Source organism: Arthrobacter sp., assembly GCF_031179985.1.
Taxonomy (GTDB): domain Bacteria; phylum Actinomycetota; class Actinomycetes; order Actinomycetales; family Micrococcaceae; genus Arthrobacter.
This window is the reverse complement of the sequence record NZ_JAPSHJ010000013.1, coordinates 1-25,650: the sequence shown is the minus strand read 5'-3', so window position 1 is coordinate 25,650 and position 25,650 is coordinate 1. Positions and strand designations below refer to the sequence as shown.

Below are 25,650 nucleotides of genomic sequence, written 5' to 3'. Positions count from 1 at the left end.
AGGTCTAAAAGCTCGCAGCTGATGGCGAACGCCGGCAGCAATAATTCGGTGTTCGTGCCAATGAAGCACTAGTAACCCAGGGTTACCGGAACCTCTTCCTGGCCGGCAGCACCCGGGGCAAAAGCCACCACGGAGACGTCAGTACCTTCATCCTGTCCCAGCAGGACGGCGCCGTAAGCAGGGTCACCGGAAGCGGAGATGACGTAACCCAGCACCGCGGCCCCGTCCACTTTGTCGGGAACCTTGATACTCGCCGTCGTGCCCCCTGCAATGTCCGCGGTGCCGGCTTTACGGATTTTTCCGTCCTCGGTGATGGGCGTGTAGGTGATCTTTGCCCGGTCCTCTGGTGCCCCGAACACGAGAATCCGCTCCCCTGTACGAGGGACGGGTACCACATGCTCGCTCCCAAGCCTTGCTGAAGAGGGTGACCATGCGACGTCGGACGCTCCACCCGATGCTGTTCCCCGGGTTACCCGTGCCGCGGCGGCAAACGTGACATCAGAGCTGGCTGACACCGTGTACTGGCCCGCCGGAACCCCGGCGAGGGAAACTTCCGTTACTGAGCCGGCCTTCGCGGTGACCACACCTCCGTTGGGAAGGGCTTTTTGGCCGTCACGTCCAAAGAGCTTGACCTCCACCACGGCGTCCACCGGTCCGGGAACGGCCAACTGAAGCGCAGGTCCGGCATCCGCATAGCCGCTCTTTGACGTCTGGGATTTGATGTCGGCGGGGTCCTGAATGGACAATCCGGACACCACCTGCCGCGCTGACGGCGGCGCCCCTGGCGCTATGAAGTCCACACCACCCGGGGTCAGTCCACGGAGGACGCTTTGTTGGATGACTGCAGTGACGGGACCGCCCACGCTTCGGACATGGACGCCAAGCCTGTCCTGTTCAGCGGCAAGTCCTGCAAGGACGATGGCACGGGTGCTACCCGGGGGAACCAGCAGACCCCGGCTTCCAGGAGCCTGGATTTGCCCTGCCTTGCCGTACAGATCCAGGCTGACGGTTGCCGGAGTGCTGGAAGCATTGCTCAGGTTCAGGACCGCTGTCCTGCCCACCGACGTATTTGCCCCCACCAGCCACAAATCATTGGCCGGCTCCTGGCAGGCTGCAGCGGCGGACCCTCGGAGGTCTCCGTCCGTAGCTGTGTAGCTCATGACTGCGCTGGCGGTCGCCTGCTGGTTGTTGAGTGCATCGGCGCTCAGAACGCTGACCGCATCGACGTCGCGCTGGGAAACAACACCGGCCGCGAGAGCGGCAGCACCCGTTTGCGCCAGAGCGCCCTCCGCATCTTTCGAGACCTCTGTCAGAGTTTTTCCGTCGAGGGCTGCCAACCGGCTTTCCGGAACTTTCCCTGCGCTGGTGCTCAAAACGGCAGCGTCAACCTGGCTGTTTGCAGTACCGGATTCAGGGCTGAACTGAGGATCGGTTCCAACAGGTGTCCCCTCAAGGAGCCGGGCGGGTCCCGGGCAGATTTCCACCTTACTTCCTGCCGGGACCGCCGTGAGCGGCGCGTCAATGTGCCTGCCGCCTGAGGCGGAAGGAACGAAGGACGCGGCAGTCACCATGCCGGCAGCACAGGCCAGAACGCCCACAGCCGACAGGACACGTTTCACAGTACTGGCGGAGCCCTTCAACCGTGACCCTTTGCCGCCCCTGACCGCTTTAGCCGGCTTCTTCGTGGGCCTGCCGGGCTTGCGGGGCGGTTTTCCAGGTGCGTTCCCGGACGGCGCAGCCCTGCTGTGCAGCGCAGGTTTGACGCGTGGTGCAGCGTCCCGCTTGGGCAGCAGGGGCGGAAGTTCCGGGGCTTCCGGGGGCGGCACCACGTCGTCGTCATCCTTATGCATTCTGGTGTTCCTTACGCAGCGAGCCTTCGTCCCGTGAAAGGCCGGAGTTCAGCCTTCGGGCAGGTACGGGAATGGCAAGAATGATGGTCAGTCCGATGACAATCGCCTGGATCAGGCCTGAAGGGAATGCCCACGGATTCTCGTAGCGGATGGTCAATTGCCCCCCTTGCGCCGGCAGCGTAAAGGCCTGCGCCCAACCGGAGGTAGTTGACGTGAGGCGTCGTCCATCCAGCCACGCAGTCCAACCGGCATCCGCTCGTTCCGCCAGGACAACCAATCGTCCTTCCTCGCCCGCAGATACCGGAACGTCGACGGACTCGAGTCCGGAGGGAACCATCCCGACGGTTGCGCCTTTTCCGTCAACGATGCGGACCCGGTGGGCGATGTCGGCGGCATCGATGACTGGCTGGTTCAGCGGACTGATCCGCCACAGCCAGCCGACGTCCGTTTGGCCTACAGTGACAAGCCCAGGAACGGCATCCATTCTGCTGGCCGTGAGCTGCGCGGCAGTGTCGGCCGCACGGAGAACTACAAAACCGACGCCCAACTGCTCCAGCTCAGGACGGGGGTCCACGCCCTGGGCAGCAACTATGGTGGCTACAGCTGTACGGAGGGAGGCTGTGGCGGCGTCGTCGTCCCTGACTGTTTCCTCCCCCGGCTCCCCCATGATGTTGCGGGCGGCCGCGATGGTGGACAGGTCATCAAGGGTGGTCCCCGCGCCGCGCATCAGGGTGGCATCGAAGGACCCGTCCTGCTGCGTACTGATCAGGAGAGTCCGGGTCTGTTCCGGTCCCACACCGCGGTCGATGGCAGTCGCAGGCAGTATCCGTGGTTGGGTTGCCGCTATCAGCATTGGCGTGCCCAGCGGCTGGCCCTGCTCAGGATCGTCTTCACCGGCGGCCTGGGGGATGACGTTTTGAGCCGTCCATGCAGTGAGACCGGCAAGCGGACCGGCGAGAAGCATAGTAGCTGTCAAAATGGCCAGCGAACGGGTGGCGACACGCCTCCCCTGCGAATCTGTGACCCGTTCCGAGACGGCCAACAGCCTCTCCGCTCCAATAACCGCTGCCCCCAGAAACGCAATGGAAGCGGCAGAAACAAACGGGCCGGTGAAGGGTGTCACCAGAGTGCCGGTGGACTCTCCGGTGGCAACCTTGCCAGCCAGCCAGCCTCCCGCGAGAATTATCAGCGCAGCCACCCACAGGGTTCGGGCTGTGGCAGCGCCGCGACCGCGCACAAAGAGGGCCGCCACGGCCAGCAACAAACTGGGCAGGCCAACAAGGATGGCCAGGAGCAGAGCCCAGGGAACGCCGTAGCCGGAAAAAACGGGAAGGCCTGACAGTCCGCCAAAGACGTCAAACGCCAGGGGCTGTCCCAGAACTTGCTGCCACAAAGGGGCAGCATCAAATGCCAGGGGCAGTCCCGGGTCAGCCAACAGGGCACGCGGACGGTCCAGCAAAGAAAGTCCGAAAGGAACGAAGAGGACAGCACTCGGCAGCAGAGTCCACCAAAGGGTTCTCCCACGGCCGCGCAACATGATGCCCAGCAGGACTATCACGGCGCACGAAGGCAACAACAGGGATGGCGCAGCGGCAGTTACAACTGCCAAAACAAGGCCCGCTGCAGCAGCCGCGGTCCAGGAGGGAGTTCCGTTGATTCCTGGCTTGCTGGGCGGATTTTCGCGGAACCGCGACTCCCCCTCTGCGGGAAGACTGAACCGGCCATGACCGATTGCCGTGCCTGTGGCACGCAACAGCGCAAGGACCAGCAAAGGCAGCATGACGTGTGCCAGAAGAGCGCCCAGACGGCCTTGGTTCAGCGCAACCTGCACGGCCGGAGCTCCGGCCCAGAGCAGCGCCGCGACGAATCGAATCCTTCGGCGTGCTGTAAATCCCCCGGACGCAAACCAGGCCGCCAGGCCAGAAAGCGGCATCGCGAGGAAAACGAGCCAGGTAATAACCACATTGCCGTTGCCACCGCCGAGGACGCTGAGCACCCACAGGAGGAAAGCGAACGGGTCACCGTGGCCGGGCATACCGGCTCCCAGTCCTATCCACCAGCTCGAGGCGTGGTGCCAGACCTCGGAAAGACCTGACGAAACGGGCAGGAGGGCTCCACCGGAAACGGCTTCGGCCTGGAACAGGGTCAACAGCCCCGTCACTGAAGCGACGGCGGCCAGGATGACCGCAGCCAGGGCGCCGGCTCCCACCCACCCTCGTTTTGTTGTGGTCAGAGCGGCAAAGTCATCACTGGAGTCTCCACTTGGCTGCTCGTCCAAAGGATCATTGGAGAGGGAGTCATCGGAATCGTGGGAGCCAATCGCTTCCATGAGAGAACGCCGGTGGGACCATACCTCGCGGCGGGGCGTCTGGAGTCCCTTGATGACGGAGCGACGGATACGCCTGGTACGTGCAGCTTCGCGCCGGCCCCGGAGTACAGCAGCCGGTCGACTCAACGAAACCAGGGTGGCGAGCAGTTGGGAGAATCCGTGACCGGGGTCCTTCACTGCAAGGCTTAACACCACCTTGAACAGGCTGCCCAGCAATGCACCGATGGCGTGCCCCGGGACCTTCCACAGTTGTGAATGCTTGAGCCGCAGGTAGACCTGTGCCTTTCTCGCCGCCGCGGCATTACCCAAGGCATGCGGGCGGTGGGACACATGAAAGACCTTCGCTGAAGGCACAACCACCACCCGGTGACCTGCCAGCCTGTTACGCCAACAGAAGTCGACGTCGTCGCCTGTTCCCGGAAGTGCCGGGTCGAAGCCCTTGAGGTCCTCCCAGACATCGCGGCGCACCAGCATGCCGGCCGAATTGACCGCGAAAGTATCGGTCCTGCCGTCGTACTGGCCCTGATCGAGCTCGTCAACCTCAATGAGCGTCAGCCGCTCACCCCAACGGCTCGTAGAAAGCCCGACGTCGATGAGGCGGCGCCCGGCGTCCCAGTCCAATTGCTTGCACCCCGCTACCGTCACCGAGGGCGCACGTTCGACGGCGTACAACAGCTCGGCAAGGGCGCCAGGATGGGGTGCGGCGTCGTCGTGAAGCAGCCAGATCCATTCGTTGACCGTTTGGCTCTCCGGATTCCACGGCGCCTTAGCAGCCAGGCCGGCCCTGATAGCTCCTCCCATACCGGTTTTTGTACCGTTGAAGGAGACAACATTCGCCTGCCCGAAAGCTTCTTCCAGAAGCGCTGCCGAATCGTCACGGGAACCGGTGTCCACGCCAATAAAGGCATCAACAGGCCGGGTTTGCTGCGTCAACGCAGCCAAGGTCCGAGGGAGATAGCCACCGCCGTTGTGGGAAACCACAACGGCCGTGACCAGTACGTCCTGATGAATCAGACCGCTCGCTTTCTCAGCCGGCGACGCTCACGCTCGGAGAGGCCTCCCCAGATGCCAAACCTTTCATCGTTCGCCAACGCGTATTCCAGGCATTGAGAGCGAACATTGCATGCTCCGCAAACCTTTTTGGCATCACGGGTTGATCCGCCCTTTTCAGGAAAGAACGCTTCCGGATCGGTTTGGGCGCACAACGCATCGGTCTGCCATCCGAGTTCGCCTTCGTCGTCGAAGCCTTGCTCTAAGGGGAGGCCGATCCAGACAGGCTGGGCGGTGGTTCCCGAATGGAGCGTCTGCAGCTCCATAGGCGGGTCAAGAGGATCATCGTCCTGCTCCTGGGTCCCCTCCAGAAGTGCCTCGTGTGCGGCCAGAAATGCTGTGGCCTGGTCCTGCAGTGAATCCTTAGTGCTCTGGTCGTACCGTTCCGCGGCATCCGGATCAGCCGGATCCACGTACCAGTCGCTTGGTACCCCCCTTGAACGGTATTTTGCCGTTGCCTGACCGGCTACGACGGCATCTTCCTGGATACGCTCAGCTTGCCCCATGGCGTCCCTTCCTGATGTTTCCGCCCTTGCCTGCATCCTGAGACACTCGGTTGTGTGCCACGTAGTCGCGCAAGGGCTTTCGATAACTAATTACACGTGTGTAAGTAGCAGTGCGTCAAGCGGTGTCCGGGATAATAATCAACACAAGGCGCGATTCGGTGCCGCGCCACGCCCGGGAATTTTCCGTTAAGGCCGCGTAGCAGCAACGATTTTGACAGCATGCTGACTTTTTTTCTTGGCATTTACCCAAATCCCGGGGAAAGTTGCGGTCTGGGTCAAGTAACACCACCAACGTTAGTAACGTTGAACGTGTCGGAGATCACACAGCAGGTTCCCAGCAGTTCGGGCAGGCCCGGAAAGCCTTCCGATCAAACCCACAGCAGGTCTCGATTCAACGCCCGAGGTCCCGGTTCTGCGCCGTGAGGGCTCGTGGCAAGATGGGAACCATGAGCATCCCGGCGACTGAACTGATGACAGCCCTGCGTTCCGGACATTCCACCTCACCGCGGCTTACCTGGTACGGACCCGACTCAGAACGTGTGGAGCTCTCGGGCCGGGTACTGGACAATTGGGTCGCCAAAACCAGCAATCTGCTCCAGGACGAGCTCGACGCCGGCCCCGGCTCCCGTCTCAGGCTTGACCTGCCCCCGCACTGGAAATCGATCATTCTGGCCTTGGCTGCCTGGCAGCTCGGGATGACCACAGTATTGGACGACGGCGAAGCGGACCTTCTTGTCACCGGCGAGCCCGGAGCGCCACGAGGTTCAGCCACCTACGACGCGGTCATTGCGGTTCCGCTGCCGGCATTGGCCATGCGCTGGCCCGGTGAACTGCCACCCGGCGTCGTTGACTACGCTGCCGAGGTCCGCTCCCATGGTGACGTTTTTATGTCGCACACCGACCCGGATCCGACGGACCCGGCCGTCACATCCGCTGATGGAACCACGTACCGTCACTCTGATCTGCTTGACGGCTTCGCCGTAAGTCATCAAGACGGGGCCCGGCTCCTGGTGAAGGCCGGCGAGGGGCTGGAGCAGGTCCTGATGCAGTCCCTGGGAGCCTGGCGGCAGGATGGGTCAGTCGTTCTGGTGCACTCCGATGTGGAGATTACGGACAAGCTCCTCGCCAACGAGCGCGTGCAAGGCAGCTGACACTGCAGCTCAACTCACAGACGCTCAACTCTCAGAGCAGGTCAGTGGACGGACGTACTCAGAGAGCTTTTCCTGGTCCGTCCGAATCCTTGACAGCGTTTTGGATCCCCGCTTCCGAGGCATCGTGCCCGGGCACAGTGACTGCTTCCTTCTCGTGGGCGTGCGGGTGGAGTTCAATGAGCTCGTGGTCGTGGGAGAACTCCGGCTCTTCATCGAGTTCCTTGTTGAAAACGAGGAACCGGTAAGCGAAGAATCTCACTACCGTTGCCACCAGAATGCCAAAGACTCCTGCCAGGAAGAGGAGGTTCTTATCGGTGATGTTGAGGCCGTACTGTGCCGCAGCCGTCAAGCCGGTGGAGATCCCGATGCCGATGCCGTTGATAAGCGCGAACATGATGAACTCGCGTGTCACGTTGTCCTGCCGGCGGTGGCGGAATGTCCAGAGTCGGTTCGCGATCCACGAGAAGATGGTTGCGACAGTGGCTCCAACCAGCCGTGCCTTTGCATTGCTGTCGATCATTGGACCGTGCATGAGGTAATAGGTCAGCCCGTTGTCGATGACAAACGCCACACCGCCCACAGCACCGAACTTGGCTACCTCGCGCCAGAAGAGCGAGGCAAGCCCCCGGATACGCTCTGCAACTGAGTAAAACATGACCCTCCATGGCTAAATGAACATTAGGCCACTGGGCCGAGAGTCCATTTTAGCCCGGCAGGCTGGGAGACTACTCCGAATATCCTCCATTTACGCGCAGGGAGCGGACGAATGAGGCGTAAAACACGTTCCTGGCGGGGTGGAAGTCCGCAACCGGCCCCCCATTCTGTAGGCTGGCACATGTGACTTTTCCTGTAATCGGCGTAGTTGGCGGCGGCCAATTAGCGCGCATGATGGCCCCTGCAGCTACCGCCCTCGGCTTCGAACTCCGCGTTCTTGCCGAAGGAGAGGACGTTTCGGCAGTGTCAGCGGTACCCACCGCTCCCGTCGGCGACTACAAGGACCTGGACGCCCTCTTGGAGTTCTCCCGCGGCCTTGACGTTATGACTTTCGATCACGAGCACGTCCCCACTGCGCATCTCCGCGCCCTCCTGGAGGCAGGAGTCAACGTTCAACCCGGACCGGACGCCTTGGTTAACGCCCAGGACAAGCTGGTCATGCGTGCCGCCATCGACCGTTTAGAGCTCCCGAATCCGGCGTGGGCGGCTGTGCACGATGTTGCGGAACTTACTGAGTTCGGCGACAAAACCGGCTGGCCAGTGGTGCTGAAAATGCCTCGCGGCGGATACGACGGCAAGGGGGTGCGGATTGTCGCAACACCGGAGGAAGCTGCTGCCACCAGCGATTGGTTCGACGCCATGAACCCCCTCCTGGCTGAAGCCAAGGTCGATTTCAGCAGAGAACTCTCAGCTCTCGTAGCCCGGACGCCGGATGGTGAATCCCGGGCCTGGCCTGTAGTGCATACGGTGCAGGTGGACGGAGTGTGTGACGAGGTTATCGCTCCAGCCCAGGGCATGTCCCTCGATGTGGCGGCGGCCGCCGAAGAGGCGGCGGTTCGCATCGCCAATGAGCTCGGAGTGACCGGCGTTATGGCTGTAGAAATGTTTGAGACGCCAGGGGTAGGCGCAGGTTTCCTGATCAACGAATTGGCCATGCGCCCGCATAACACCGGCCACTGGACCCAGGACGGTTCGGTGACCAGCCAGTTCGAACAGCACCTGCGTGCGGTCCTCAACCTTCCCCTCGGGGCCACCGACGTCCTTGGCGCCGTGGCGGTCATGAAAAACTTCCTGGGCGGAGAGAACCAGGACCTTTATTCGGCCTATCACCTCGCCCTCGCCGTCGAGCCGGCCGCGAAGGTGCACTGCTACGCCAAAGCGGTGCGTCCGGGCAGGAAGATAGGCCATGTCAACCTGGTGGGCGCCTCGGCGGCGGATGTTGAGTCCCTCAGGGAACGCGCGACGACGGTCGCCGCCACCATCCGCGACGGCCGGCGTCCTGCCCAGACGGCAACTGCAACTTCCGAGGAGAACTCATGACCAGCGAAGCTGCGGCTCCTTCCGGCACCGCACAGCCCGTTCCCATTGTTGGCCTGGTCATGGGCTCCGATTCCGACTGGCCGGTCATGGAAGCTGCCGCCGATGCCTTGGCCGAGTTTGGCATCCCCTTTGAAGCGGACGTTGTGTCGGCACACCGGATGCCTCTCGAAATGATCCGTTACGGCCAAACCGCCCATGAGCGCGGCTTGCGCGTCATCATCGCAGGTGCAGGCGGTGCCGCCCACCTGCCCGGGATGCTGGCGTCGGTGACGCCCTTGCCGGTCATCGGCGTTCCTGTTCCCCTGAAGACCCTTGACGGCATGGATTCCCTGCTTTCCATCGTGCAGATGCCGGCGGGAGTGCCGGTCGCGACAGTCTCCATCGGTGGGGCCCGCAACGCGGGGCTGCTCGCGGTTCGGACGCTCGCCTCCGGGACCGATGAACTGGCGCTCCGTCTCCGGAGTGAGCTGCTGGAATTCGCGCAGGAACTCAATAACGTCGCCACCCGCAAGGGCGAGGCCCTCCGCCAGAAAGCCGGCGAAGTGTTCTCCGACGAAAACGTCATCCGCCGGGGCAGCCGTTAGGGAGCACAAAATGTCCAACACCCAACTACACAGGGATGAGCAGCAAGGCGGTGTCCTGACGGACCCGGTACGTCATCCCGCCAGTGCGGCCGCCCCCGTCAGGACGAAGCGTGCCTTCGTCCTGATCCTGCTCACATTGTTCGCACCGGGCAGCGCGCAGATTGTTGCCGGTGACCGCAGACTTGGCCGGCGTGCCTTGCGTGTGACCTTGGCGGCCTGGGTGCTTATTGTGCTCATGCTGGTCCTGGTAGCCACGAACCGGACGCTGTTGATTGGAATTGTCACAAACCCGGTCTCTTCCCTGATTCTCATCCTGCTCCTGGTTGCCCTGGCTGTGGGATGGGCCATTTTGTTCGTCAATACCCTCAGGCTGATCCGTCCGGTCCTTCTTGAGCCCCGCGTCCGGCCCGCTGTCGGCGTTGCGTTGGTACTTGCCATGGTCCTGAGCAGCGGTTCCCTGGGCTATGCTGCCTACCTGCTGAACATCGGCCGAAACGCCATCGGCAGTATTTTCAACGCAACAGGGCCCGCCATCGAACCCTCCGAGGGCAGGTACAACTTTTTGATGATGGGCGGTGACGCCGGTGCCGACCGCACGGGACGGCGTCCTGACAGCCTGTCGGTGATCAGCGTCGACGCCGAAACCGGCAAGACAGCCATTATCTCCATCCCTCGAAACCTGCAGAATGCACAGTTCAGCGAAGACTCACCGATGCGCCAGATTTACCCTGACGGCTATGACTGCGGCAATGAATGCCTCATCAACGCCATCAACACCGAGGTCACCAATGAACACCAGGATCTGTATCCCGGTGTCGCCGACCCAGGTGCACAGGCAACTCTCGAAGCCGTCTCGGGCTCCCTCGGCATCAAGGTTCAGGCATACGTCCTCGTGGACATGGAGGGCTTCTCCAAGCTCATCGATGCCATGGGCGGCATCAGGATCAAGGCCGGAGGGTGGGTTCCCATGAGCGGTCTGATGGTGGACGAGGCGAACGGGATCCATGGCATGCCTGAGGGATGGATTCCTGCAGGTGAACAGCATCTGGATGGTCACCACGCGCTCTGGTATGGCCGGTCGCGGGAATTTGTGGACGACTATTCACGCATCCAGCGGCAACAATGCGTCCAGCAGGCCATGCTGAAGCAATTGGACCCGGCTACTCTCTTGTCCAAATTCCAGGACATCGCTGAGGCCGGAACCAAGGTGGTGGACTCCAACATCTCGGCTTCCCAACTGGGGAGCTTTGTGGATCTTGCAGTGAAGGCCAAGGGGCAGGACGTCGCCCGCCTGACCATCGGCCCGCCCGACTTTAATGCCTCCTTCTCCACCGTCCCGGACTTTGGCATCATCCACGACAAAGTCCGCCAACTGCTCGGCAGCCAGGCGTCCCCGACGGCTGGTGCCCTGGACGACACCATGGTCGAACCTCTCGCCCGGCAGGCAGCCTCGGGCGGTCAGCCCATGGCGGCGGGACCGCTGACCGGGGTGCCCCTGACGCAGCCCGCGCCGGCGCCGTCGGACTTCACACCGGTGACCACGACGCCCGATGGGCAACCGATCACAGCGGAACTGCTGAATGAGTTCAAACGCAACGGCGACGAACAGTCGATCCGCGAGCTCGTAGCCACTAACGGCCAGTGCGCACCGTTGTAGACCCTTCCGGCCGCCGACGTCAGTGAGCCGGCCACACGATGCAGCCATCACGAAGCAGCAACAGATAGGGATTTCTGGTTTTGTACGAAATTGAGAATGTCCTCCGCCCTTACGCTTGGGGTTCGAAGACGGCAATAGCAGGTTTTCTGGGACGGCCGGCGTCCGGCGGACCTGAAGCCGAACTATGGCTCGGCGCCCACCCCGGCGCCCCTTCCGTCGCGAAGACGTCCGACGGCGGTATGCAAAGGCTGGACTCCCTCATCGCGGACGACCCCGTGCACCACCTCGGCGCTGCCAGCACTTCTGAGTTTGGACCCCGGCTGCCGTTCCTCCTGAAGGTGCTGGCGGCCGACAGCCCGTTGTCCCTGCAGGTCCATCCCACGCTTAGGCAGGCCAGGGAAGGTTTTGCCCGGGAGGAAGCTGCCGGCGTGGACCGCAATGCCGTGGAACGCAACTATAAAGACGACAACCACAAACCCGAAATGATCTTCGCGCTGACGCCGTTCGAGGCACTTTGCGGATTCCGTCCGATTCCCTCCACCCTCGCTTTGCTGGAGCATGTTGCGCGTTCCATGGATCAACTGTCGTTGGACGTTCCGGCTGTTCTGGGCCTCGTGATGGAGGACTTGAAGGGGAACCCGGAACCTGAAGGGCTCAGGGCAGCATTTACGCGCCTGATCAGCGGAGGCCAGGACGTTTCCGACGCCGTCGGGGATCTTGTCGGCGCCGTAAAAGCCGGCTTGATCCAGAAGCCCTACGAGAAGGAACTCACCACGGCCCTTGAGCTGAACGATCATTACCCGGGCGATCCTGGTGTGCTGATTTCTTTGTTGCTGAACCGCATTTCGCTCAGCCCTGGCGAGGCGATGTATCTTCCTGCCGGAAACATCCACGCCTACCTGCACGGGTTGGGAATCGAAGTCATGGCGTCGTCAGACAACGTCCTCCGCGGTGGCCTGACGCCGAAATTCATTGACGTCCCGGAACTGCTCAATACCATTGACTTCTCGGCTGTTGCGGTCCCCATGCTCGCGCCCGAGGTGTCGGGTTTGGGGCAGGAGCTGTACTGCCCGCCGTTCAAGGAGTTCCAGTTGCAGCATGTCGTGCTTGCTCCAGGGGCCGAGCCGGTGCCGGTGGCGCAGTCCGGGGCGGCCCTGATCATCGTAGTTTCCGGCTCTGTATTGCTCGACTCCCCCAAGGGAGATCTTCACCTCGGCCGAGGCGGGAGTGCATATGTGCCCGCAGCGGAGGCGCCTGTGAACATCCATCCAGTGTCCGGTGCGACGGAAACTGCCCGTGCTTTTGCCGTGACCACAGCATTGAGGGCGTGATCGTGAAGTCGTTCCTGCAATCCGCTGCGTGGGCCGGGTTCCAGCGCGCCCTCGGCAGGGCAGTGCATGAGGAGTCCGGCCCGGGCTGGAGCTTCCTGGCCATCGAAGAGAAGAATCCCGCCGGGGCGGTGCTGTACACGCCGTACGGTCCGGTGGCTGATTCTCTGGAGTCGTTCGACAAGGCCTTGGCCTCGCTGGTGGCGCTGGCCAAGCGCTGCGGTGCCGTCTGTGTCCGGATCGAGCCCGTCAACGCGGGGCTTCCGTCCGATGAAGCGGACGCCCTCCTGCGGCGTCGTGGACTCGAGCCGGCGCCGTCGAACCAGCAGCCTGAACTGAGTTGGATTATTGACTTGGAGCCGGATTTCAAGGACATCCTTGCTGCCATGAAACCGGTTAACCGCAATCTCTACCGGAACATCCACAAAAAGGGTGTGACCTTCCGCAGCTCGCAGGATCCGGAGGACATCGGAGTGCTTCTGAACTTCCTCCACATGACGGCCAGGCGGAACGGCTTCAAGCCTCAAAGCGATGAATACCTGCGGCAGGTGGCGGCTTCCCTCATGCCGGCGGGCGCCGCCACGCTGTACATTGCCGAACTCCATGGCGGGCCCATCGCAGCTGCCTTGGCCTATGATTCCGCAGACACGCGGACGTACGCCCATGCCTCCCTGGACGACACTCATCGGAAGCTCAGCGCCGGGATCCCCTTGCTGGTGACCCTTATTGCCGAGGCCAAGGAAAAAGGGCTCAAGTACGTGGATCTCTGGGGTGTGGCCCCCTCGGACGAACCTGACCATAAGTGGGCGGGCTTTACCGCCTTCAAGAAGTCCTTCGGCGGCTACGAAGTTGCCTACGCCGGCACGTGGGACCTTCCGGTCAGGAAAATCCGCTACTCCGCCTACCAGCTCGCGCGCAAAGCCCGGGACAAGGCGAAAGCAATCCGAAGCAAAGTTCCGGCGCGAACCGGGAGCTGATCCCCCCTCTCAACGCCCTTAACGCGAACTGGCAGCCAATGACCGCAACCGGTGGGTCGGAGGTCGTTAGCTGCCTGTTCGCGGAGGGACGGAGCGTGGCGCCTAGCGGCGGGCGTAACCTTCCCACTTGCTCGCCTGGTGCTCGCCGTCTACGAAACGGATGGTGCCGGATTTGGAGCGCATCACGATGGACTGGGTGAGGACCTTGTCCTTGGCGTAGCGCACGCCCTTGAGAAGGTCACCGTCCGTGATGCCCGTCGCGGCAAAGTAGCAGTTGTCGCTGGTGACGAGATCGTTCGTTGAAAGCACGCGGTCAAGATCGTGGCCGGCGTCGATGGCCTTCTGCTTCTCATCGTCGCTGGTGGGCCACAGCCGGCCCTGGATGACGCCGCCGAGTGACTTGATGGCGCAGGCAGCAACGATTCCTTCAGGGGTTCCGCCAATACCCATCAGGGCGTCGACACCGGTGCCGGTGCGGACAGCGGCAATCGCCCCTGCAACGTCACCGTCCATGATGAACTTGGTGCGGGCTCCTGCTTCGCGGATTTCCTCCACGAGCGGGCGGTGCCGGTCGCGGTCCAGGATCATGACGTTAAGCTGGTTGACCTTGACACCCTTGGCCTTGGCGATCAGGTGCAGGTTCTGCTTCACCGGTAAACGCAGGTCAACCATATCGGCGGCTTCCGGGCCGGTGACCAGCTTCTCCATGTAGAACACGGCAGAGGGGTCGAACATGGAACCGCGCTCAGCAACGGCCAGAACGGCGAGGGCGTTGTTGATGCCCAGGGCGGTCAGTCGCGTTCCATCGATGGGGTCGACGGCGACGTCACATTCGGGGCCCGTGCCGTCACCGACCTGCTCGCCGTTGAAGAGCATGGGGGCTTCATCTTTTTCGCCTTCACCGATAACCACAACACCATTGAAGTGGACGGTCTGAAGGAAGGAACGCATGGCGTCGACGGCGGCGCCGTCCGCTTTGTTCTTGTCGCCGAAGCCAACCCAGTGGCCGCCGGCAATTGCTGCAGCCTCGGTGACGCGGACAAGTTCAAGGGCGAGGTTGCGGTCAGGCTCGTCCAGCCCGACAGCGAGCGACGGAGAAAGTGTGGAGTACTTCTGGGTAATAGACGCAGGTGACACGTGGACCTCTTCTTCGAGTGGCGATCATTGAACCCGTCCGGCCGGAAGTCCGTACGGTGATTCCTCTGCTTCGATCATAGTCGCGGCCGCAAGCGAAGGTCGCGAAATGACTCGGCCCGGAAATACGGCGGCATCTCACCGCTAAAGGCACCGAGTGTGAGAACGTCCTGCGAATAAGCGACTATAGAGGGGTGAGTGATATGCAGGACAAGCCCGTCAGCAATGCCCCGGCACCAGCCGCCGGCACGGCTCCCGGCACCCCCGTCCAAACCCAGGTCAAGCCCGTAATCCCCGCTGCAGCAGCGAAACGGGCCAATGCATCGGTTATCGGAATGATCATCGCGCTGGCCGTGAGCATTGCCGCGTTCCTTCCCATAGTCCTGATGAACCCTGCTCCGAAGAGTGACGGTTTCCGGCCCGACATCAACGTCAGTGCAGTGGCACAGAATGCTGCGGATGTGGCTGGATTCACACCAGTGGCTCCCAATCCCGGCGACACATACAGCCCCAATTACGCGCGGTGGGAATCCGGAGCGGAAAGCGGAGTGCCCACCTGGGAAGTCGGCTACCTCACCCCAAAAGAATCGTTTATCGGCCTGGCCCAGACGGCACGAGCCAATCCGACCTGGTTGGTGCAGCAGGTTGAGAACGCCCCGGTAACAGGAAAACGGAACGCCGGAGGCCTGGACTGGGAGTTACGGGATTCCGGAAAAGGAAAGAAAAGCATGGTCCTGGTCCACCGTGGAACCACAGTGGTGCTGACCGGGGCTGCGCAGCTGGACGAGTTTTCGGTGCTGGCGGCCGCCGTCGTCGAGTCCCTGAACAGTAATCCTCCCGCAACGGTTTCACCTTCGGCCGTACCTTCGTCGTAAGGTAATGGCCGTGGCTACTTATCTGACTCCCGCGCTGGCATGGCGCCGCCTGCGCGAAGGCAACGAGCGCTTTGTTACCGGTCAATCCTCCCACCCCAACCAGGATGCGTCCCGGCGTTCCTCGTTGGTGGAGAACCAACACCCTTTCGCAGTCATCTTCGGCTGTTCCGATTCCCGCCTTGCCGCTGAAATCATCTTCGACCTTGGCCTCGGCGACGCCTTTGTGGTGCGCACCGCCGGTCAGGTCATCGACGACGCCGTCCTCGGCTCGCTGGAGTACAGCGTCAGCGAACTGGCCGTGCCGCTGATCGTGGTCCTGGGCCATGACAGCTGCGGCGCCGTCAGCGCAACCAAGGCGGCCGTGGAAACCGGAAAAATGCCGATTGGCTTCATCCGCGACCTCGTGGAGCGGATCACACCTTCAGTGTTGACATCACTCCGGAACGACCAGCATGAAGTCAACGACATGGTGGTTGAGCACGTCAAGCAGACGTCCCAACGGCTCGTGGACAGTTCACGTGTGATTTCCACCGCAATTGAGACCGGTCGGGTGGCGGTCATTGGACTCTCTTACAGTCTTGCAGAGGGCCGCGCTCAGTTTATTTCCGGAGTGGGAGACCTCTAGGCGGGTTCCGGCGGGTCCAGCGCGACTCTTGGGAGCAGCGGAGGGGGGCCCTTCATGGTTTTCAGTGCAGGGCCCTATCGACCTAAGCTAGCCCCATGACTTCCACTACTGAAGAGTTCCGCATTGAACATGACACGATGGGCGAAGTCCGCGTCCCCGTGAACGCCCTGTACCGCGCGCAGACGCAACGTGCAGTGGAGAACTTCCCCATCTCCGGCAAAACCCTGGAACGGGCGCACATTGAGGCGCTTGCCCGGGTCAAGAAAGCTGCAGCCCTGGCGAACGCAGAACTGGGAGTGCTCGACGGCGAGCTTGCCCAGGCGATTGCCGACGCTGCCGATGAGGTCGCTTCGGGAAAGTACGACGGCGATTTTCCCATCGACGTCTTCCAGACCGGTTCGGGTACGTCATCGAACATGAACACCAATGAGGTCATCGCCGAGCTCGCCTCTCGTGCCCTCACCTCCGCCGGAAGCGACAAGGTTGTCCACCCGAACGACCACGTCAACGCCTCGCAGTCGTCCAATGACGTTTTCCCGACGTCCGTCCACGTCGCCGCAACTTCGGCGCTCATCAACGACCTCATCCCTGCCCTCGGCTACCTGGCCGATTCGTTGGACCGAAAGGCCGTCGAGTTCAAGGACGTCGTCAAGTCCGGCCGCACCCACCTCATGGATGCCACGCCTGTCACCCTGGGCCAGGAATTCGGAGGCTACGCGGCGCAGGTCCGTTACGGCATCGAGCGGATCAACGCTTCACTCCCCCGCGTTGCCGAGGTTCCCCTCGGTGGCACCGCTGTTGGCACGGGAATCAACACCCCGGCAGGTTTCCCGGAGCGCGTCATTGAATTGCTTGCCGCAGACACCGGGTTGCCCCTGACAGAGGCCCGCAACCACTTCGAGGCACAGGCCAACCGTGACGGACTCATCGAGGCTTCCAGCCAGCTGCGCAACATCGCGATCTCGTTCATGAAGATCAACAATGACCTCCGCTGGATGGGTTCGGGTCCCAACACGGGCCTGGGCGAAATCGCCATCCCTGACCTGCAGCCCGGCTCCTCGATCATGCCCGGCAAGGTCAACCCGGTCATCTGCGAAGCGTCCATCATGGTGTGCGCCCAGGTCATCGGCAACGACACCGCCATCGCATGGTCCGGCACTAACGGCGCTTTTGAGCTGAACGTCGGCATCCCGGTTATGGCTGCCAACCTCCTGGAATCCGTGCGCTTGCTGGCCAACACCAGCCGCGTGATGGCCGACAAGATGATCGACGGCATTACAGCCAACGTTGAGCGTGCCCGCTTCCTCGCGGAAGCTTCCCCGTCCATCGTGACCCCGCTCAACAAGTTCATCGGCTATGAGAACGCCGCCAAGATCGCCAAGAAAGCAGTCGCTGAGGGCCTGACCATCCGCGAAACAGTAGTGGCCATGGGCTTCCTCGAGCGCGGCGAACTGACCGAGGAGCAGCTGGACACAGCCCTCGACGTGATGTCCATGACGAGGCCTCCGCACAAGGCATAGCCTTCCCTGCCAGTTCGACTGCTTTAACCAGTTCGACGGCGGCCCGGCACCTTTCACACGAAAGGTACCGGGCCACCGCCGTTATGGTCAGGGACGGGGACTGTTTCCTGACTTGGGTCAGAATCTGGGGACTACTGTCGGGTCAAGTGACTGATATATCAATCGTCGGCGCAATGTTAGGATTGGAATCAGAGCAGAGTCAGCAGGCTTCACCAAGATTCCGCTTCGGCCAGATACCGAGGAATGGAGAGTCCCTTGAACGCACTTCCCGTCCTGCCTCCGGCAGAGGAGGCCGTCCTGTCCCAGGCAGAGGCAGCCTACCGGCAGTTGCGCGACAAGCTGATCATGCTCGAAATCCGTCCCGGCGAGCCCATCAACGACGGGCAGTTGGCGGCTGAGCTTGGCTATGGTCGCACACCTGTAAGGGAGGCCATCAAACGTCTTGAGATCGACCATCTGGTGGTCTCCTACCCTCGCCGAGGTACGTTCGCCACCAGCGTGGACTTTACTGAACTTGCCGACGTCTCCGAGATCCGCGAACTCCTGGAGCCGCTCGCAGCACGTCGCGCGGCAAAGAGGGCAAGTGCCCAAATGCGTCAGGAACTCCTGGCCACCGCCACAACCATTGCCACTATGGACCCCAGCCCCGCGGAGTCCCGGGACCTCATGCGGTATGACCTGACAGTCCATCGGCTGATCTACAAGGCGGCTGCAAATCCCCACCTCGAAGACACCCTGATCCGCTACGACAATCTCGCGACGCGTATTTGGTGCCTGGTGTTGGACAAGGTCCCGTCGGTCAGCGGCCACATCACTGAGCATGTGGACTTACTCAAGGCGGTGGCTGAGGGTGACGCCGACAAAGCAGGCGAGCTGGCCCTTCACCATGTTACGAGCTTTGAGCAGACCATCCGCAAAGTTCTATAGGGAGTCCCTGCCTGCAGGGAGTCCTACCTGCGTTTCCAGAGTTTTGGCCATTTCACGTTGAGCAGCACCAGTGCAAGCAAGAGTGCGTCCACGGTCATGATTCCGGCTATGAGGTACGCCCATCCAGCCACAATAATCTCCTGACTTGGTCCCCCAGGCCGATCGATTTCTCAAGTCTCGCACGGCCGGGGCCGGGACGGAATGGCTGGTCGGCGACGCGAAGAAACCCCCGATCTGACCTCGCCGTCCAACCGCGTAATCTGGAATGTCAGCTTCGTCACACTTCCCGGTCTAGGATCGTCACTGTGGAACTAATCGAGAGAACCCTACCGGCGGTTATCTGGCAGGTATGCGGGCCGCAGAAACTACTCGAGAGCGTGGATGATGGCTTCGAACATTGACCCTGAATCTGGCATTGAAGCTGAGGGAGCTGACATTGAGGCTGAGGGCGGGCAGCAAGGTGGCGTGCAGTCCGTAGACCGGGCACTTGCTGTCTTGGAGATCCTGGCCCGGGACGGCCATGCCGGCGTAAGCGAAATCGCTGAAGAGATGCACATTCACAAATCCACTGCTTCACGGCTGCTCGGCTCTCTGGTCAGCAGGGAGATGGTCCACCAGAACAGCGAGCGCGGAAAGTACCAGCTGGGCTTTGGCATCCTGAGGCTGGCCAGCTCCATTCCGGGCAGGCTGAGCCTCGTGCGGGAGGCCCGCCCGGTGCTGGAGAGCCTGGCCGAGCAATACAAGGAAACAGTAAACCTCGCCGTTCTGCGATCCAACTACGCCGTGAATGTGGATCAGGCAATGGGTCCCTCAACATTGGCTACCTACGACTGGGTGGGCAGTCTCACGCCGCTTCACGCTACGTCCAGCGGAAAAGTCCTGCTGGCGGCGCTTACGGCCGAAGAGAGGGACCGGATCCTGAAGGAGACCGGAACGCCAGCCAGGACTCCCCGGACCATCACCAACAGGGGAAAGCTGGAAAGCCAGCTGCTGGACGTTTCGCGGGATGGCTACGCGGTTGCCCGGGAGGAGTTCGAGATCGGGCTCAACTCCATGGCTGTTCCGGTCTACAACCACGTCGGAACGGTAATCGGGGCCGTCAGTATTTCCGGGCCGGCTTTCCGTTTCGATCCGGAGCAGACGCCTGGACTCGCTGAGGCGCTGAAGCAGGCAGGGATGCAGGTCAGCGCGAACATGGGCTTCACGCGACGGTAAAGAGCCGGCGGCATTTACACAGAAGTAGCTGAACTACGCCCCGGGTCGTCATCTGACCCGAAGCACATTTTCCGGATCCCGAGGCGCCCAATCCGGCCCGGGGCTGCCCTGCCGGGGAGCTGCCGGCGTCGCGGTTCCGTATCAAGGCCCGCACTTGGCGCGAACGCCATCACGCTGACGCGTCCTGATCGACCCCTGCGACGGTGCGCCGCTGGAGGCCGGCAGCACAAGCTATCGGCTCACCAAAGCCATTCGCACTGGCTCCGGCTGCGCGTAATGTCGCCCCCTCGGAGAGCGGCCCCTTGCCCCTATCTGTCACTGGTGATTCCCTATGAGGATGGCGAACAAAGAATCTCCAGAGAGCCTGCCTTCGGACGAACACCTGCGGAAGGACGTGGCCCCCGACGCCGCGGGCGACACCCAAGACGGCGCCCGGAACGGTTTTACGCCGGGACAAACAAATGCAGGTCAGCAGGTGGCGGGTCTCGCTTCAGCCAGTGGCTATGGCAGTGACCTGGATCCGGATAAGCAGCCCGAAGGAAACAATCCCGTGTAGGAAAGGCCGCTCAGCCGGCTCACTCTCCTTTGTTACGGGCGTGACTAAGGCGCGCCAGGTATTCCCGGCGCGCCTTAGGGCAGACTCTGTTGGGTTCGCTGGCTACTGTGAAACCTTCGCCAGCGTCTCCTGCTCCGCTCGGATCGTGGTGTTGTCGCCATGTCCGGTGCGCACCACGGTCCCGGGAGGGAGTGTCAGTAGCCGCTCCCGGATGGACGTGAGGATAGTCGGGTAGTCGCTGTAGGACCTCCCGGTCGCACCAGGTCCGCCGTTGAAGAGGGTGTCTCCGGTGAAGACCGTGCCTTCACCTTCCAGGTAAAAGCAGGTGGAGCCGGGGGAATGACCGGGGGTGTGGATAGCCCGCAGAGTAGCACCCGCCACCTCTACGACATCGCCGTCGGCAAGTTCCCGCTCCGGCCTGTCGCCGGGATAGACCTGCTCCCACAGCATCAGGTCGTCAGGATGCAGGTGGATGGGCGCGTCCACTGCCTCAGCTACTTCCCTGGCCGCTCCGATGTGGTCGTTGTGCGCGTGGGTCAGGAGGATGGCCAGGACCTTCCGGCCGCGGACCTGGCTGATGATCGCGGCAGCGTCATGCGGGGAGTCGATGACTACGCATTCGTCGTCATTCCCCACGATCCAGACGTTGTTGTCCACGTCCCAGGTGCCGCCGTCGAGCGAAAAAGTTCCCGAGGTGACCAGGTTCTCAATGGTCACGCCCATCAGAGCTTCACCACCGAAGGGAGCTCAACAACAGACCGGAGGACCTTGCCCTCATGCATCTTTTCGAAGGCCTCCTCCACCTGGTCAATGGTGATCCGCTCCGTGACGAACGCGTCCAGGTCCAGATTGCCCTGCTTGTAGTGCTGGACCAGCATCGGGAAGTCGCGTGACGGCAGGCAGTCCCCGTACCAGGAGGACTTCAGGGAGCCACCCCGGCCAAAGACATCCAGCAGAGGCAGTTCGAGCTTCATGTCCGGCGTCGGGACGCCTACCAGCACCACGCGGCCGGCAAGGTCGCGGGCATAGAACGCCTGCTTATACGTCTCAGGACGGCCGACGGCGTCAATCACCACATCGGCACCGTTGCCACCGGTCAGGGACCGAATAGCTTCGACCGGGTCCTCCTTCGAGGAATCAATCCCGTGGGTGGCACCCAGGGACCTGGCCAGCTCCACCTTGTTGACGTCGATGTCGACGGCGATGATCGTGGTGGCACCTGCCAGCTTCGCGCCGGCGATCGCAGCGATACCCACGCCGCCACAGCCGATCACGGCGACAGACTCGCCGCGTTTGACCTCGCCCGTGTTGATTGCGGCCCCAATTCCGGCCATCACACCGCAGCCAAGGAGCCCAACGGCGGCGGGATCGACGTCCTCATCCACCTTCGTGCACTGTCCGGCAGCCACAAGGGTCTTCTCTGCGAAGGCGCCGATGCCGAGGGCGGGAGAAAGTGCAGTACCGTCCTCCAAGGTCATCTTCTGTGTGGCGTTGAAGGTGTTGAAGCAATACTGGGGCTGTCCCTTCGCACAGGCCCGGCAGTTGCCGCAGACAGCACGCCAGTTGAGGATGACACGGTCTCCTGCCGCCACTTCCGTCACGCCGGGACCAACGGCGCTGACGACCCCCGTGGCTTCATGGCCCAGCAGGATGGGAAAATCATCCGTGATCCCGCCCTGCTTGTAGTGCAGATCGGTGTGGCAGACTCCGCAGGTGAGGATATCCACCAGGGCCTCACCTGGACCCGGATCCGGCACCAGGATGGTTTCCACCGTAACCGGAGCGTTCTTTTCCTTGACGATGACTGCCTTGACTTTGTGAAACATAATTCCTGTGTTCCTTTCGGTGGTCGGACGAATAACGCGACCGACTTACAAATACTAGAAGCTGGGGCGCCTGCAGGCCGCTACCCAAAGGGATGGCCTGCGACGTCCAAACGAATGGCTACCGGGCTGGTCGAGGTCATCATTCCGGTGTCACGGGAAGCCCAAATGGCTCACGATGGGTTTCGGGAAGCCCTTCCGAAGAAGACTATGACCAGTGCCATGATCGGCAGCTGAAAGGTCATGGGCAGTCCTCATCCCCGCGCCCCGGTTCCGCGTCTCTCAAGACAGGCTCCAAGGCCTGGGCGAAACGTGTGCAACCGCTCGAAGGTTACTCCGCCGCCGGCCTGCCTGACTGCGCGGCCTTAGGGTTCGAAGTGAACGGCCTCTGCAGGGTCCAGTGCGAGATGGATACTCGCCAGGTGGCCTGGCATAAGCTCCGGCAGCCCGTCCAGATTGAACCAGCCCACGGCAAGGGACTCGTCGTCATTAACTCGAGGCTCTCCGGAGACATGGCGGCAGCGGAAGGCTACATCGAGGAACTCGCAAACGTCGCCATTGGGGAAGGTCACCGGTCCCACGGTGCCTACGGAGACCACGCGCTCGGGTTCCGCGATGATCGCCGTCTCTTCGAAGATCTCGCGAACGATACCTGGCGCGGGGTGCTCGCCCGGTTCGAGCATTCCCGTAATCAGCGCCCACTGCCTGTTGTCTGCCCGCTGACCCAGCAGCACCCGGCCTTCATCATCGAAGACGATGCCCCGGACGGCCGGCAGCCATAGGGGGTCGTTGCCAATCTTTTGACGGATCTTGAGAATGTAGTCCGGAGTCGCCATCAAGCCAGCCTAGCTGAGGATCCACAACAGAAAGGGATAAGAAAGGTAAACGGCAGGGACAGATTCAACGCACTGGCCTAACCGTAGGGATTGGGCCCGGAATCCTTCAGCTCCACGGTGGCGTGGCTGTTCCGCAGCACCAGGGACTCCCCCGCCAGCTCCCAGGTCACCGCTTGTTTGAAGAGCTCCTGGGTCCAGTTTTCATAGCTGCCTTCGGGGCCCTGGCAGGCCATCGCTGTGGCGATGATGGTTCCGGGAATCAGTTGGTTTCCCTCAACCGTCACGTCCACACCCAACGAATTACAGGGTGTTCCCACTCCAATCGTCCAGCTGCCATTCACGAAGATGGACGAAACCACAAGGGGCTGGGCCTTCAGCCACTCAAGCTCGCCGGAGCCATCCCTTCCGCCAACAGAGGTGAACGTACGGCACCCGAACGGTCCCCCCTGACAGCTGGGTTGCGGATGCAGCGTATTCGTACCGGCGGGCATTGTCTCCTGGGGCCCGCCGGGTTCCGACGGCGAATCAGGAGGCACCGGGGGTTCGGAGAGTGTGCTGGTTACCGGCGCTGTGGGCTTCACAGCAGGTGCCCCTGGCAGATCACCGCATCCTCCCAGGGCAACAGCCAACGCCACCGCAAGAGGGAGTACCCGCGCCGTCCTGCTCAAAGGCTGCCCGCCACTTTCACAGCCTCCCCCATTTCACCCTTAGGACCTTGTGTACCGGTTCCCAGTGTCCGCCCAAAGAGGTGTGGAGGAAAGGCGCGCCGGTTACGGAATGGCGGCAATTTCAGCAGCGATAGTTTCCTGCAAGACCCACGATTCAAACGCGCCACGCCTGGCAGATCAGGCCGGAAGAAACACCATTGCCATCGCAGTCCCGGCCAGCATAAACGGGCCAAAAGGGATGTCTGATTTGAGGGTTCCGCGCCGGGCTGCCAGCAGTCCGAGACTCCACAACCCACCAAAGAGGAAGGCGGCAAAGGTACCGGCAAAAACATGCGCCCAGCCAAGATATCCGAGGTAGATTCCCAGCACCCCTGCCAGCTTGACATCACCAAACCCCATGCCCGGCGGGTACACCAGCCGGAGAATGAAATAGAAGAGCCACATGACTCCGGCACCTGCCAGAATGCGCAGTCCTGGTATCCCCCAAAGGGAAGCTCCGCCGTCGGGCGCTTCCGAAGTCGCAAGCGCCCCCGACACCGCATACACGGTCGTGGCTCCCAGCAGGAGTGCGCCGGCCACACCATAGGAGGGAAAAACGATCCTGTTCGGCAGCAGGTGGTGTTTCACGTCGATGACAGTGAGCCACGCCGCCATGACCAGAAAGTAAGCGCATGCCGCCAGCACCAGCCAGAAGGCCAACGGTGTGACTTCCCACAGTTCGTCCAGTCTTCGGATCACTCTCCGGATGCTACCGGCTTTCCCGGCCCGCGGCGGACACCCACGCGTAAACTGTGGATATGTGGTCGTGGGACACCCAGCACCAGGCGGAATCCGCCCAGCAGAATGTCAGCATGGACGCGCCTACACGGTTCCGGAACCTGTGCCGGTCCTCGCCATGGAAGTGGCAGACCCTCCGCTTTGAGTACCGGGAACAGCCCCTTGGTTCCCCGGCAGGGGACGAAGCCCCTGAGGCGGTTATGGTCCGCGCCTGGCTTCGGCGACCGGGCGCGTTGCGCCTCGAAGCAGCAGACGGCACGGTCCTGCACAGCACCACCGGCATCAACGACTCCCGGGACGGCCTTTATGTCAGTTCCACCAGGAAGTCCTGGTTGCTGCCGCCACAGCTTGTCACACCCGTTTACGACGACGGCGGGCTGGTCCGGCGCCGTCCCGAGGCCGCCTACGGTGAACCCTGTTTTGGCAACGGCCGCTTCGCAGCCGCCTTGGACCCCGTCGAGCTGGCCGGAAATTCCCCGGTTCCCGCGGAATTTCCGAACCTGAATGCGGTGGAGCTGCATTCCATCACTGAAGTTGATCATGAGGGACGGCCGGCAATGCAAGCCATAGTTGTCCCTAATGCTGCTTATCGGCCAACTGATCCGTCGGCGCCGCTCTGCCATGAAGGCCGCAACCTGGTGAGGGTCGACGTCGGCACGGGAGTGTGCGTCGCCGCCAGCTGGCTGGATGGCCCTGCTGAAGGTCATTTACTGAAGATCCTGGCAGCGGACGAGTACATGCTTGATGATCTGTTCCTGGCCGAGTCCATGAACCTGACGGACGTCCGCCGGCACATCAGCTGGGATATCCCCGACGGCGGGTGACTCCCCGGCACACTGGCATTGGAACTAGGCTTCGTGAATGACTGCTCTCAGCACCGTCTGGCCCGCGTTCGGGCTCACCCTTACCACTCCACGGCTTGAACTGAGGCCGATCAGCGACGAGGACATCCCCCACGCAGTGGAAGCGGCCGCCAGCGGCATCCACGATCCGGGCCGCAGCCCGTTCAGCAATCCCTGGACGGAAGCTCCGGCTGATGAACTGGGTGCAAACATGGCCCGATGGTATTGGCAGTGCCGGGCCGGAACCTCTCCGGAGTCATGGACGTTGCTCTTCGGCATCTGGCATGAGGGTCAATTTCTTGGATGCCAGGATGTTGAGGCAAAGGACTTCGCAACGCTGAAGTCCGTCTCTACCGGGTCCTGGCTCAGACGCAGCGCGCAGGGCC

At 62.2% G+C, this 25,650-nt stretch carries 24 protein-coding genes; 14 read left to right on the top strand and 10 right to left on the bottom strand.

The window, feature by feature from the left end; translation table 11 throughout:
* Positions 1–68 precede the first annotated feature (68 nt).
* Genes RIN13_RS08470 through RIN13_RS08460 form a run of 3 tightly spaced genes read right to left on the bottom strand, consistent with a single transcriptional unit; the run spans position 69 to position 5,735 of the window.
* Positions 69–1,850, bottom strand: coding sequence for a DUF5719 family protein (locus RIN13_RS08470; RefSeq protein ID WP_309106892.1), 1,782 nt, complete (start codon positions 1,848–1,850; stop codon positions 69–71).
* Positions 1,843–5,160 carry a glycosyltransferase gene (locus RIN13_RS08465; RefSeq protein WP_309106891.1) on the bottom strand — a complete coding sequence of 1,106 codons (3,318 nt, stop codon included), beginning with the start codon at positions 5,158–5,160 and terminating at the stop codon, positions 1,843–1,845. The genes RIN13_RS08470 and RIN13_RS08465 overlap by 8 nt, the downstream gene beginning before the upstream one ends.
* Before the next feature lie 29 nt (positions 5,161–5,189).
* Positions 5,190–5,735 carry a WhiB family transcriptional regulator gene (locus RIN13_RS08460; protein WP_309106890.1) on the bottom strand — a complete coding sequence of 182 codons (546 nt, stop codon included), beginning with the start codon at positions 5,733–5,735 and terminating at the stop codon, positions 5,190–5,192.
* Positions 5,736–6,181: 446 nt separating this feature from the next.
* Between RIN13_RS08460 and RIN13_RS08455 the strand changes: the two genes are divergently transcribed.
* Positions 6,182–6,886, top strand: a complete 705-nt coding sequence (locus RIN13_RS08455) for a TIGR03089 family protein (protein ID WP_309106889.1) — start codon at positions 6,182–6,184, stop codon at positions 6,884–6,886.
* 58 nt (positions 6,887–6,944) lie between these two features.
* Here RIN13_RS08455 and RIN13_RS08450 read toward each other — a convergent pair whose 3' ends face one another.
* Positions 6,945–7,541, bottom strand: coding sequence for a GtrA family protein (locus tag RIN13_RS08450; RefSeq protein ID WP_309106888.1), 597 nt, complete (start codon positions 7,539–7,541; stop codon positions 6,945–6,947).
* A 230-nt stretch (positions 7,542–7,771) separates the two neighbouring features.
* Between RIN13_RS08450 and RIN13_RS08445 the strand changes: the two genes are divergently transcribed.
* The 5 genes from RIN13_RS08445 (at position 7,772) to RIN13_RS08425 (ending at position 13,466) form a co-directional block, all read left to right on the top strand.
* Positions 7,772–8,920 carry a 5-(carboxyamino)imidazole ribonucleotide synthase gene (locus RIN13_RS08445; protein ID WP_309106943.1) on the top strand — a complete coding sequence of 383 codons (1,149 nt, stop codon included), beginning with the start codon at positions 7,772–7,774 and terminating at the stop codon, positions 8,918–8,920.
* On the top strand, positions 8,917–9,504 hold the full coding sequence (gene purE / locus RIN13_RS08440; RefSeq protein WP_309106887.1) for a 5-(carboxyamino)imidazole ribonucleotide mutase: 588 nt from the start codon (positions 8,917–8,919) through the stop codon (positions 9,502–9,504). Before RIN13_RS08445 ends, purE begins: the two co-directional genes overlap by 4 nt.
* 10 nt (positions 9,505–9,514) lie before the next feature.
* Entirely contained in the window at positions 9,515–11,161 is a 1,647-nt protein-coding gene (locus RIN13_RS08435) for an LCP family protein (protein WP_309106886.1), read from the top strand.
* 80 nt (positions 11,162–11,241) lie between these two features.
* On the top strand, positions 11,242–12,492 hold the full coding sequence (gene manA, locus RIN13_RS08430; RefSeq protein WP_309106885.1) for a mannose-6-phosphate isomerase, class I: 1,251 nt from the start codon (positions 11,242–11,244) through the stop codon (positions 12,490–12,492).
* Positions 12,493–12,494: 2 nt separating this feature from the next.
* Positions 12,495–13,466 (top strand): peptidoglycan bridge formation glycyltransferase FemA/FemB family protein, encoded by a 972-nt coding sequence (locus tag RIN13_RS08425; protein ID WP_309106942.1) that lies wholly within the window; start codon positions 12,495–12,497, stop codon positions 13,464–13,466.
* Between the two features lie 102 nt (positions 13,467–13,568).
* Here the strand turns inward: RIN13_RS08425 and glpX are convergent, their stop codons facing one another.
* Positions 13,569–14,603 (bottom strand): class II fructose-bisphosphatase, encoded by a 1,035-nt coding sequence (gene glpX, locus RIN13_RS08420; protein ID WP_309106884.1) that lies wholly within the window; start codon positions 14,601–14,603, stop codon positions 13,569–13,571.
* 200 nt (positions 14,604–14,803) lie between these two features.
* On the opposite strand from glpX, the gene RIN13_RS08415 reads away from it, so the two are divergent.
* The 6 genes from RIN13_RS08415 (at position 14,804) to RIN13_RS08390 (ending at position 20,318) form a co-directional block, all read left to right on the top strand.
* A complete protein-coding gene (locus RIN13_RS08415) occupies positions 14,804–15,475 on the top strand; it encodes a DUF4245 domain-containing protein (protein ID WP_309106941.1) in 672 nt (223 codons plus the stop codon).
* A gap of 10 nt (positions 15,476–15,485) precedes the next feature.
* Positions 15,486–16,100 carry a carbonic anhydrase gene (locus RIN13_RS08410; RefSeq protein WP_309106883.1) on the top strand — a complete coding sequence of 205 codons (615 nt, stop codon included), beginning with the start codon at positions 15,486–15,488 and terminating at the stop codon, positions 16,098–16,100.
* Positions 16,101–16,195: 95 nt separating this feature from the next.
* Positions 16,196–17,620: a class II fumarate hydratase gene (locus tag RIN13_RS08405; RefSeq protein ID WP_309106882.1), complete on the top strand. Its 1,425-nt coding sequence runs from the start codon at positions 16,196–16,198 to the stop codon at positions 17,618–17,620.
* A gap of 243 nt (positions 17,621–17,863) precedes the next feature.
* Positions 17,864–18,547, top strand: a complete 684-nt coding sequence (locus RIN13_RS08400) for a GntR family transcriptional regulator (RefSeq protein WP_375164750.1) — start codon at positions 17,864–17,866, stop codon at positions 18,545–18,547.
* A gap of 384 nt (positions 18,548–18,931) precedes the next feature.
* A complete protein-coding gene (locus RIN13_RS08395) occupies positions 18,932–19,762 on the top strand; it encodes an IclR family transcriptional regulator (RefSeq protein WP_309106940.1) in 831 nt (276 codons plus the stop codon).
* A gap of 337 nt (positions 19,763–20,099) precedes the next feature.
* Positions 20,100–20,318: a hypothetical protein gene (locus RIN13_RS08390; RefSeq protein ID WP_309106880.1), complete on the top strand. Its 219-nt coding sequence runs from the start codon at positions 20,100–20,102 to the stop codon at positions 20,316–20,318.
* A gap of 102 nt (positions 20,319–20,420) precedes the next feature.
* Here RIN13_RS08390 and RIN13_RS08385 read toward each other — a convergent pair whose 3' ends face one another.
* The 5 genes from RIN13_RS08385 to RIN13_RS08365 all read right to left on the bottom strand — a co-directional run bounded on the left by RIN13_RS08385 (position 20,421) and on the right by RIN13_RS08365 (position 24,383).
* Complete coding sequence (locus RIN13_RS08385; RefSeq protein ID WP_309106879.1) at positions 20,421–21,041, bottom strand: MBL fold metallo-hydrolase; 621 nt, start codon at positions 21,039–21,041, stop codon at positions 20,421–20,423.
* Positions 21,041–22,144, bottom strand: a complete 1,104-nt coding sequence (locus RIN13_RS08380; RefSeq protein WP_309106878.1) for an S-(hydroxymethyl)mycothiol dehydrogenase — start codon at positions 22,142–22,144, stop codon at positions 21,041–21,043. The genes RIN13_RS08385 and RIN13_RS08380 overlap by 1 nt, the downstream gene beginning before the upstream one ends.
* Positions 22,145–22,506: 362 nt before the next feature.
* Positions 22,507–22,977: an NUDIX domain-containing protein gene (locus RIN13_RS08375; RefSeq protein ID WP_309106877.1), complete on the bottom strand. Its 471-nt coding sequence runs from the start codon at positions 22,975–22,977 to the stop codon at positions 22,507–22,509.
* Between the two features lie 77 nt (positions 22,978–23,054).
* Positions 23,055–23,558: an META domain-containing protein gene (locus RIN13_RS08370; RefSeq protein ID WP_309106876.1), complete on the bottom strand. Its 504-nt coding sequence runs from the start codon at positions 23,556–23,558 to the stop codon at positions 23,055–23,057.
* A 264-nt stretch (positions 23,559–23,822) separates the two neighbouring features.
* Entirely contained in the window at positions 23,823–24,383 is a 561-nt protein-coding gene (locus tag RIN13_RS08365; RefSeq protein WP_309106875.1) for an A24 family peptidase, read from the bottom strand.
* 59 nt (positions 24,384–24,442) lie between these two features.
* On the opposite strand from RIN13_RS08365, the gene RIN13_RS08360 reads away from it, so the two are divergent.
* Entirely contained in the window at positions 24,443–25,246 is an 804-nt protein-coding gene (locus tag RIN13_RS08360; RefSeq protein WP_375164749.1) for a hypothetical protein, read from the top strand.
* 37 nt (positions 25,247–25,283) lie between these two features.
* Positions 25,284–25,650 (top strand): GNAT family N-acetyltransferase (locus tag RIN13_RS08355; protein WP_375164748.1); only part of this gene is annotated, 367 nt, incomplete at its 3' end.